General features: G+C 38.6%; 5 protein-coding genes. 1 reads left to right on the top strand and 4 read right to left on the bottom strand.

Annotation, left to right across the window (positions count from 1 at the left end):
* Positions 1–590 precede the first annotated feature (590 nt).
* The 4 genes from F6K40_RS35130 to F6K40_RS35115 form a co-directional block, all read right to left on the bottom strand.
* Positions 591–1,181 carry a ribonuclease HII gene (locus tag F6K40_RS35130; RefSeq protein WP_293143263.1) on the bottom strand — a complete coding sequence of 197 codons (591 nt, stop codon included), beginning with the start codon at positions 1,179–1,181 and terminating at the stop codon, positions 591–593.
* A gap of 739 nt (positions 1,182–1,920) precedes the next feature.
* Positions 1,921–3,990 (bottom strand): ribonuclease E, encoded by a 2,070-nt coding sequence (rne, locus tag F6K40_RS35125; protein ID WP_293143260.1) that lies wholly within the window; start codon positions 3,988–3,990, stop codon positions 1,921–1,923.
* 1,035 nt (positions 3,991–5,025) lie between these two features.
* Positions 5,026–6,276 carry an RNA-guided endonuclease InsQ/TnpB family protein gene (locus tag F6K40_RS35120; protein ID WP_293143257.1) on the bottom strand — a complete coding sequence of 417 codons (1,251 nt, stop codon included), beginning with the start codon at positions 6,274–6,276 and terminating at the stop codon, positions 5,026–5,028.
* A 654-nt stretch (positions 6,277–6,930) separates the two neighbouring features.
* Entirely contained in the window at positions 6,931–9,819 is a 2,889-nt protein-coding gene (locus F6K40_RS35115; protein WP_293143255.1) for a TIGR03936 family radical SAM-associated protein, read from the bottom strand.
* Between the two features lie 213 nt (positions 9,820–10,032).
* Here F6K40_RS35115 and F6K40_RS35110 point away from each other — a divergent pair, with 213 nt between their 5' ends.
* Entirely contained in the window at positions 10,033–10,227 is a 195-nt protein-coding gene (locus tag F6K40_RS35110; RefSeq protein ID WP_293143252.1) for a hypothetical protein, read from the top strand.
* The last annotated feature ends 957 nt before the right edge of the window (positions 10,228–11,184 follow it).

Here is an 11,184-nt window from a genome sequence, read left to right as displayed (position 1 = left end):
TTAAGCGAAAGCATACTATACACTGTAATCTCAACCTCTTTAATTGATGACACGCCCTAGAGCAATACCAGAAATATCTTCATCTTGTCAAGCTCCTCAAATCTTTCTATCTATCTAGCCTCCCTAGTGGAAAATCACTAACATTTTCATTTTCTAAAGCTCCTGAAAAAGAATCTAGTGTCAAAGGATTTTCCGTTGCATCCTCACAATTTTTGTGGTATTATAAAACTTAACTGGGGTTCATTGCCTATAATTATGACTTTTTCTTCAACTCAAGATAGTTATAATTAGGGGGGCGATAGAACTCCGTTCCCCTTTCTCTGCGCGACATAAAACACGAGCACGTCAGTTATTAGTATTAACCCAAGGGATGAAGTCCGTATAGGTTTGCTCTCCAAATCCTTACAATTAAGTCCCCCATTAACCCAAAGGGTCGGAAAAATAAAAAAATCAAAAACCCCGTGTTTTACCAACGAACTTTCCAACTAATCCCCATTAACCCCATCGGGGGGCAAAGGCAAGTCATCTGGCGATGTCTGTATACCTAAGTTTCCAACTAATTCCCATACTTCCCACAATTCCCACACCCCCTAATCTCTGCTCCCTAATGAGAACGAAAGACGATGTTGAGGCGAGACCCCATAATCTACTATTCCTTGCTTATGCTTTTTTGTACCATAACCCTTGTTATTAGTCAAGTCATAAACAGGATACTTTTTCGCTAAACGCACAATCAAAGCATCTCGCCAAACCTTAGCTACAATACTCGCCGCAGCGATCGCCAAACACTTACTATCCCCCTTAACAATAGTCCTTTGAGGAATCAATAAATCTCTAATCTCTTGATTTCCATCAACCAAAACCAAATCTGGCCTCAACTTTAACTTTAAAACAGACCGCTTCATTGCCAATAAAGAAGCCTGTAAAATATTCAAACGGTCAATTTCCCAAACAGAAGCCATACCAATCTGACAATCCGAAGCCACTGTCCCAATTTTAGTAGCCAACTGACACCGACGTTTTTCAGTCAACTTTTTACTATCTGTCACCCCACTACTAACCAGATCGTCTAAAACCTCTTCTGGCAAAATTACCGCTGCGGCGACTACAGGTCCGAATAATGCGCCACGCCCCACTTCATCCACACCAGCAGTTAGAAGTGAAGATTCAGAATCAATCATAGCAGTTTTCATTAAACATAGAACACAAATATTTTGGCTTAAAGGCAAAAGGCACTTATACTGAGGGCAGAGGGCAGAAATTTTGTAGTCTACCTTTGTGAAAACCGCTATAAGTCAGGAGAATTTATATTACATTTCCCACACTCCCCACACACTATTTACCGAATAATTAATAATTATTAATTAAATAATTCAGCTTTATTAGCCTCCTCTTGGATAGGGGAAAAAGCGGTTGAGGAATGGCGTTTTGCTACGCATAACTACGTTAACGCTACGCGACATGTTTGCGGAGCATTCCGTCAGGAAAAAGCGTTCGTGGCTATGCATTCTTCGGGTTTCCTTTCCCTCCGGGACGCTACGCGTTACATGTCGCGGAGCGTTAACGCAGTTTTGCGCTAGCTAAACGCCATATCCAATCAACCAAGAGAAATAAATTTTTTCATTCTAGTCAATCTTCTCCCTTTTTTTGCTCTGCTTTATCCACATCTTTCTTAACATAAAGCTTGGGCATTAGAGACGAGTTATGCGCAAGTCTTGGCTCGGCTTTTTTGGGAGAAAAAGTGTATAGGAAAATACATTTTCTTGGAAAACTTCAGTAGTTTTACTTAGCTACTATGATTTTTTCTCCTTTCTCCCCTGATGCCTGCTCCCCTTCTCCCCACAAGGGTTTCAAGACTTATGGGTAAGGGATAGCTTTTAGGGATAGGTAATTATCCATTATCCATTATCCATTAACGAACTATTCCCTTTCTTCTGCAGTGGCAGAAGAACGACGGCGACGGCGACGAATTGGCCCATAATCGTCAGAATCATTACTGTCTGAGTTCAGATCGATATCTGGATCGCTCAACTCCAAATCATAATTATCATTTTCCTCATCACTATCAAAATCATCACCTTGCTCTAAAGAAACTGGTAAATCAAAATTATCCAATTCCCGCTCGCCATCCTCCTCAATCTCTTCCTCCTCATTCTCATTATCTACCACTGACTCAACTTCAGTTTCTTCCTTTTCTGCTCTTGTCCTCCTCAAATAATTCTCCCCTTCCCCTGGTTCCTTAATAGAAATAATTGCTGATTTAGGGTTTTTTACTGCTCCTTCTTCTAAAAGCGTTAGTGGAGAAATACCCATCAAGGCATAAACATCTTGCTCATCGGATGTCATTTCCACCGCTACTATTTCTGGAGGTTCAGTAACAGGTCTAATTATTTCTCTTCCTGGACGTCGATTGGAAGTTGCCAACGAATATCCTTCTGAAAGGATAGGATACTCCATTCCCGATGCCAATTCTCTTTCTTGCAATTCTAAAGCTTCATCCTGCATAGTTTCATCAACCCCTACTCGACGGCGACGGCGACGACGGGTTTCTTGGTAACTAGGGTGATTCAACAATTCTAAATCAGAGGCATTATTGGCAGTCTCCATTTCTTGGTATCCCTGCGTCGTTTCCCAAGATTGGTTTTGAGCTACACCTACTAAGGTTGGAGGAGGAAGAGCTACTGATCTGGTTGGTTCTTCAATATCTGTGGTTCGGGTAGCTAGAGATAAGTTGATTTCTCCCATAGAGGTTTCTGATTCACCAGGTAAATGAACTAAATGTCCTAATCCATTGCAGGTAGGACAGGTATTACCAAATAGTTCATATATATTTTGACCTTGGCGTTTGCGAGTCAACTCAACTAACCCCAACTCTGATAACTGAGCTATCTGAGGTCTAGCCTTATCTGCTCTGAGGGCTTGATTAAAATGCTCCAGGACTTGGAGTTGGTCTCGTCGCGAGTCCATGTCAATAAAGTCAACAATGATAACTCCGGCAATATTACGCAGGCGTAGTTGACGGGCTATTTCTGTCGCTGCCTCGCAGTTTGTCCAAAGTACCGTTTCCCTGGCCGTAGCGGAACGGGTGAAGGAACCAGAGTTGACATCTATGACAGTTAGTGCTTCGGTGGGTTGGATAATCACGTAACCACCGGAGGGTAGGTCTACCCTTGGTCTGAGAGCTTCTCGGATGGCCGCGTTGACTCGGAAGTATTCTAGGACTGGGATACGATCGCTATGATGGTCAATCAATACTTGTAATGGTTTGCCCCCACTCCAATTGAGTAAGTGCTGCTTAACTCGTTTGGTTCCTTCGCTAGAGTCCACTACAATTCGATTTACGTCCGTGCTATACATATCTCGTAGCACTCGCTGGATAAAATCATTATCTCGATTTAGTAGGGCGGGTGCTCTGTTGGAGCTAGCTTCTATTTGGATTGTTTCCCATTGTTGCTGCAAGACTTCTAGGTCTTCTAGAATAGCCTCTTCTTCCATTCCTTCTGCCTCTGTACGAACTAAGAGGCCCATACCCGCTGGTTTAATTAAAATTGCTAATGCTCTGAGGCGGTTTCGTTCGCTTTCGGAACGGATGCGTCGGGACAGGTTGACTCCTCGTCCATAAGGCATCAAGACTAGGTAACGACCTGGTAGAGTGATGTTACCTGTTAAACGTGGTCCCTTCGTACCAGTAGGTTCTTTCATTACCTGCACCAAAACCTTTTGTTGGGGTGTAAGTAATTCTGTGATAGCGCCAGAGGAGCGCTTTAATCGCAAGGGGCCTAAGTCACTGACATGAATAAACCCATTGCGTTCGGGGTCTCCAATATTGACAAAAGCTGCATCTATTCCTGGTAGTACATTTTCTACAATTCCCAGATAGATATCGCTAACTTGATGGCTACCTTTAGCGACGACAAGTTCTTGTATTTGGTCTTCAGAAAATACGGCAGAGATCCTGTGTTGCTCCGCGATGATTATTTGCTTTGGCATTCAATTTCCTCCTGTACAGACTTGGTAACCAAGTCTTTCCCTTTTGTAAGACCCCACTTTTAAAGGTGGGGTTTAAATAAAATGTGGCGTTTTAAATTAAGTCACCTTTGATGTTATGTAGGTTACTTATAATTTTTGGATTTTAACTGCTTTATCCTGTAAACTTTGATTTATGTTTTTTAGATAATACTTGCTTTAGTCTTGAGTTATTTCTGTTTCAGTTCACCTTTTCTAAACCAAGTATTTATAGCAATTTTTACAGTCTTAGCGAGCGAGCGATCAATAAAATTATCAACAACAAAACTAATCCAACTTTATTTATCAACTTCGAGTTTTAGTATCAACTCTAATTTTTTAGAATAATACTATCTTTCAAGCATTTATAATTAGAGTAATCAACATAATTAATCAATTAGGGATATCTACTCTCAGCTCTATTAGTTAATTAGTATCAGCTAGCTAATAATCAGTATTCAGCCTTTCTTGTAAATTACCAATTTATTTTCACTCATATTTAAGCATTTTACCAAATAATTAAGGTTTAAAAACTCTCCTTTAAGGGAGAAACAAGAAAAAATTTTCCTTTGAGTGAATCCTCTTCTTTTCAAGGAGAAGTAATTATTAATAATTAAAATAATTAATTGTTGAATTCAGCCTTTCAATAGCTCTATCGGAATTCCTGAAGTCTGAAGTCATTACCATTAACCAAACGTTTAAATGCTTATATTAATTGTGAGTTTTAACCACCATTCAATTATTTATAATTTCCATGGCTTTTTTAGTATTTTGGTTATTTACTCTTCTGGTTAGTTAACATCTAGTTCCACTAATCTACATCAAGACTTACTGCATCTGCATAACTTACTAATTTTCTGATTGTACTATTATTTTAGTTCAAGCGCTCTGAATAATTTTTTTTTTATAACAGACAACCCAATTAATTAATAACCTTACAAATTAGATTATTTTGTATAGTTGCTGTGTATTGGAATTGATAGATTATTATGATTCAAGACACAGTGACATATTCTCACACTATAGCGTCAGCTTAGTGTGGGCTTCTCGTTTCGTAGTCCCGGTACCCCGTCGGACTCCACGAGCTTTAAGGACGGAATGCCCTACCGCCCTATTTTTTATATTTATCGCCGCGTTTACATCGCGGTCTATTACTACACCGCAGTGCGGACAAGAATGAGTTCTTTGGGATAATTCTTTCGGGACTTTTTTACCACAATTTGAGCAATCTTGGCTAGTATTTCTGGGGTTTACCCCTATTGTTTTCTGTCCAGCATTTTCAGCTTTGACAGTTAAAATAGTTAGAAATTGACCCCATCCAGCATCATTAATTGATTTACTCAATCGAGTTTTACTTAACCCTTTAATATTTAAGTTTGCCTCCGGCACGCCGCGAGCGTCTACGTGGGCAATAACATCAGCTTTTGATAACAATTCATTAGCTGTTTTCAAATGAAAATCTTTACGTTTATCGGCAACCTTTTTCTGTTGTTTGCCCACCGCCTTGACAGCTTTTAACCATCTGTTGCTGCCTTTTTTCTTTCGTGATAAACGTTTCTGTAGAGTTCTTAATCGCTTTTGAGATGAGCGATAGTATTGAGGGATTGGGACGGATTCTCCATTGCTTGTCACCAAGAAATCTTTTAATCCCATGTCAATGCCTAGGGTGTTTTCTGTTGTGGGTTTAACATCAGGGAAATAGGGAACTGATTTATCCTCCAAAGATAAAGTTACATAATACCCATCACCCTTACGGCTAATCGTAGCAGTTTTAATTTGAAAACCATCTGGTAACCGTCGATGTTGAATTAATTTTACCAGGCCAATTTTGGGTAAATTAATCTTGTTTCCTTCTAGGCAATCTTGTTTGATTTGAGGATAAGTAAAACTACGATAACGACCTTTTCCTTTAAACCTTGGTTTCCCTAATCGCTGACCGTTTTTATCTGTTTTCAACCACCTATCAAATGTTAGTTTTACCCGTTTAATGCCATCTTGCAATACTTGAGAATAAATTAATTTGTACTCAGGAAATTTGTCTTTGGTATTTACCAAATCTTTTTTCTGAGAGTAATAATCTGGATTATCTCTGAGTTGAGGAATTGGCATTATTAATGGACAAGCATTAACCGGGCAACGGTTTTCTTCCCACCATGAAAACCTTTCAGCCAATCTATAGTTGTACTGCCGACGCAACAATTCTAACCACAATTCTATCGTGGCAATTTGGTCTTTGTTTGGCCTTAATTTGTATTGATAGGCAGTCCGCATAACGGCAAATTTCCGAGGTTATAAAACATAATAGTACAAGTTTTTTTTTACCAAAACTTGGGGATAATATTTGTAAATTAATGGGACATTGAGTCCCATTAATTTACCGCCGATTCATCTCACGCATGCATCATAGATTATGGCGTGAGATGAATCGGCGATCTAGGGCGTTTCATCAATTAAAATATCTTATTTTCATGGGGATAATCGTAAAAAAAAATCACTGAACCATTATTATTAGTTAACTAGCTATCAGCTATCAGCCTAAAAATTTGTGCATATAATTAGGGGTATTTAAAAGCTTGGTTCTAAATCCCAAAGTTCTAGCTTGTCGTAATTTTAGGAGGGGTTTCAATTCCCTTCTCAAAAAGCTGACCGCTGATTGCTGAAGTGTTGTTTGCGGAGCATTGCGTCAGGAAACGCTTTTTAATAACTGAAGTTTTGATGGAGTATAGCTTTGATTTTGGAGAATTACTATTAGCCGATTATAGGCACCTAAAAAAACTGCATTTTTTTAATCCATAAATAATGTTTCAGTTTAAAATTTTATCGAATTATTATTCGAGTTTAAAAAAACACGAATAATCCTTTCAATTCCCATAATTAAAAAAACGAAACTTCTTGATTAACTTTAATTGAATTTGAAGAGAACTTTTATTGCCCCAAAAACAACCTTTGCCTATGAGTATTTAACAACTCAAACCTTAATTTACTTACTTGCTCCAGCATATAAACCACATTTTCTGGTCTTAATAAAACTCCATCATTCTGATAGCTTCCTACATAACGAATAATACCATCAGTTTCATAATTCCAATTTGACTCATAAGAGTTGAGCGGAACATTCGGTATAACTGATGCAATATCTGTACAGCAAGAACTTAAAGTCCTTGAATGCTTGAAAAACTCCAGCTCAAATAAGCGATCGCGTAAATTAACAACCTTTAGCTTACCTGACTTAGTTTTTTGTTCCCAAAGAATTGATTCCCTACTTTTAATTGCCTCTACCCACTCTTGCCAGACGGTAGGGGTTTGCTCTCCAAACCTAGCAGAAAAGTCATTGCCCCCTACTTCTCCTATGCTCTTGCAGTCTTCTCTCGAGTGTACAGTAGAATCATCTGTCCTCCTGACCCTCAAAATATACTCTGCCTTCTGCAATATCTGAGATAAAGAAGGACTCTTAACCTCCACCTCTTCTAACTTATATATAGGTATACCGACTGGCAATTGACTCACCAGTTTATTCTGAAATACTACCACATCCATTTTTTCTGTCAACTCAAAATCCACTACTTCCCCTGTGCTAGTTACCCCTAGAGATAAAGCACTAGCTGGAATAATCCGTGGACTTGGATGATACCCTCCGGTAAAAGCAATAGGTATACCGCTCCGACGCACAGCACGAGCAAATAACCTAGCCAAATCTAGATGACTTACCAAAGCCATTTCCCCTAACTTCCCAAACCAGACTCGCAGACGTTGTACCCGATTTTGATTGGGCACAAACTCACCCACAAACTCCGGAATTGGTAGTGGTGGAACAACAATATTATGACCTAGATCGGGACCACAAACACCACAAGCAGAACAAGCAGCAAAAGAACAATCGGGAACAGTCGCCTCCACCAAAGCCTTCTGCAAATCTTCCTTCAGCCAATTTTTATCAATTCCCGTATCTATATGCTCCCAAGGTAAGGGTTGGTCAAGCAAAGAATTGATTTGCTCTTTACATATATCAAAATTATTTTCCGTATTTTCAAATACATTCCACTCACCATTTTCTACCTGACGGTATTTCCAACTCAAACCAGACTCTGCAATAGCATCATTCCAGGCAGTAAAAGCTCTATCCAAACTTTCCCACCAAGAGTCCATTCCAGCCCCTTTTTCCCAAGCACGCCGAATTACAGATGCCAAACGGCGATCGCCTCTACCCAAAAAATCTTCCATCGCTGAGAGACGGACATCTGTATAATTTGCCTTGATGCCTTTCATTTTCCTAAATTCTGCTTTTAGTAATTCTTGCTTACGTTCAAATTCAGCTACAGAAACGGAATGCCATTGAAAAGGAGTATGAGGCTTCGGAGTAAAATTAGAAATTGTCAGAGTAACCTGTAACTTTTTCCGACCTTTAGCTCGACATTCTTGCTGTAACCAATTAACCGTTTCGGCAATACCCAACACATCAGCATCAGTTTCTCCAGGCAAACCAATCATAAAATAGAGCTTAACCTTATCCCAACCCTGCTCATAAGCAGTTTTCACCCCCCGCAAAAGTTCCTCATTTGTCAATCCCTTATTTACAATATCCCGCATTCGTTGAGTCCCAGCTTCTGGAGCAAAAGTCAAACTACTTTGGCGAGTACCACCAATAATATTGGCAATATTTTCATCAAACCTATCTACTCGCTGACTTGGTAGAGATAGAGAAATATTTTCATCCTTAAAACGGTTTCTAATCTCAGTTCCTACTGCTGGTAAAGCCAGATAATCCGAACAACTTAAGGAAAGTAAAGAAAACTCATTATGTCCAGTTGCACTTATACCCTTTTCAATAGTATCCACCACTTGTTCTGGTTCTACATCTCGTGCTGGTCGAGTTAACATACCTGGTTGACAAAAGCGACAACCTCTGGTACACCCACGTCGCACTTCTATTACTAATCGGTCATGGACTGTTTCTACATAAGGAACTAAACCAATAGAATAAGCTGGCATAGGAGTTGCAACTCGACGCAGTATTCTTTCTGGCACATCCTCACGAATCCGGGAGACTGAGCCATCTTCAGCCATGCTATAAAATTGTGGCACATAGACACCGGGAACTTGGGCTAAATCTAACAGTAATTCTTCTCTAGTTAATTTATTAGCTTTCCCCTCCTGAACTATTAAGCCAATTTCTGGAAGTAACTCTTCTCCATCTCCTAGAGCAATAAAATCAAAAAATTCTGCATAAGGTTCAGGATTTGAAGTTGCTGTTTGACCCCCGGCGAAGATTAGAGGGAAAGAGTAGTTTGGGGAATTTGGGGAGGATGGAGAGTAACACTTCTGACTTCTGACTTCTGAGTTCTGACTTCCTTGAGAGGATGGAGAGTACCACTTCTGACTTCTGAGTTCTGACTTCTGACTTCGTTCGAGTCGTTCTTGCCAAGTCAAGGGAATACCTGCCAAACTTAGCATCTCTAGAATATTTGTAGCTCCTAATTCATAGCTGAGACTAAAGCCAAGAATATCAAAATCAAGAAGCGATCGCCTTGATTCTACAGCAAACAAGGTCGTATTTGTGGCCCGTAATTTTTTGGCTAAATCTGGAGCTGGTAAATATGCGCGATCGCATAGTTGCCGTGGCTGAGAATTTAAGATATTGTAAAGAATTATATGTCCTAAATTAGAAGCTCCTACTTCATAAACTTCTGGGTAGGTCAACACCCAGCGTACTTGAGAGCTGTCCCAAGGTTTATGAAAAGCACCAAACTCATTACCAAGGTAACGAGCAGGTTTGTGGATATCGGGTGTGAGTAAATTCTCTACTGGTACTGCCACTATTACTACGTTTAGGTGTGTATTTTATGGTTAGATATATCTCAAGATAGCACCAAAAACTTATAGCGTGAAACTATGATTCATAGATTTCACTTATCCTGGCCTCAAGGTCTCAATGATGAATATCACTTTCTTATATAGTATTGGATCACCTATTAGGGTAAGCATCTACCACAAAATTTAACTATGTAGAGTTTTAATTTTAGATTAGTCATGGAACCAAACTGTGTGATTCGGAAACTTGTATCTAAAGCTCTCTATTTTCGGCGATTAACTCCTGAAATAGAAAATCAAATCAACTCTGAGTTGACACGAGTTGGCTATATTTCCGATGTAGATTACGAAGCATTAGAGTTATTAATGGAGGAAATGGATGCTGGACGAATTCAGCTCGTTCCTACTATGTAAATAATCTAAATTTTTTGTGATTTAAGGCTTCAGTCAAACGTGGAAAATTAAATTTATCAATTGACCGTAAAATTTATCTGTTTTTAGCAGATAGGTTCTTATAGAATCAAGAGTTTAGGTACACTATATAATCAATAATCACAGAAAACATTAACCTTAATTTATAGATACAATTCTAAATTGAGTTTTTTAGTGCTACATACATAAGTAAACATTGACATTATGAAATAGGGATTACTGGGAACAATGGAGTTTCCCCATAGTTCCAATACTAAATCCTCATCTAAAAAGTCTCTTCTAATTCTTTAGTATAAGTGTTTTTTCGCCTCTGACTTACTATGGTTATCAAGATACTTTCGGCCACTAGATTTAATTAGTATTATATTCTTGCTCCTGAGTATTTTATTAGATGATATTATTTTTCAGGGTGTTTCTTCTATATTTAGAAAGCATTATAGGTAGTTAAATACGGCAAGGTCATTTCAGAAGTATAAGTGGTTTTTAGCCTCTGACTTACTATGGTTATCAAGATACTTTCGGTCACTAGATTTAATTAGTATTATATTCTTGCTCCTGAGTATTTTTTAGATGACAAATTTATCATCAAACTAGATCGATCTAGTTTGATGATATTATTTTTCAGGGTGTTTATTCTATATTTAGAAAGCATTATAGGTACTTAAATACGGCAAGGTCATTTCAGTTATCAGTTATCAGTTATCAGTACCTCTGGCGCTCACCATTGGGATTGAAATAATGAACCAAATATTTTTTTCATCCCCTAAAAAAGGGGAGGCAAGAGACTTAATTTTTGGGTAAATAATTTTTAATTTTCGCAGAGGCTATCTTTATGGACTACTTACTTTTATATAGATTTTACAAAATAATCTAGGATTACTAGGGCGTGTGATCAATTAAAGAGGTTGAGATTACAGTGTATAGTATGCTTGATCTTAC

The sequence above is a fragment of the Okeania sp. SIO3I5 genome (genome assembly GCF_010672085.1).
In the GTDB taxonomy this organism is placed as follows: Bacteria; Cyanobacteriota; Cyanobacteriia; order Cyanobacteriales; family Microcoleaceae; genus Trichodesmium.
Note: the sequence above shows the minus strand (reverse complement) of the source record. Positions and strands in the feature narration are given on the sequence as shown.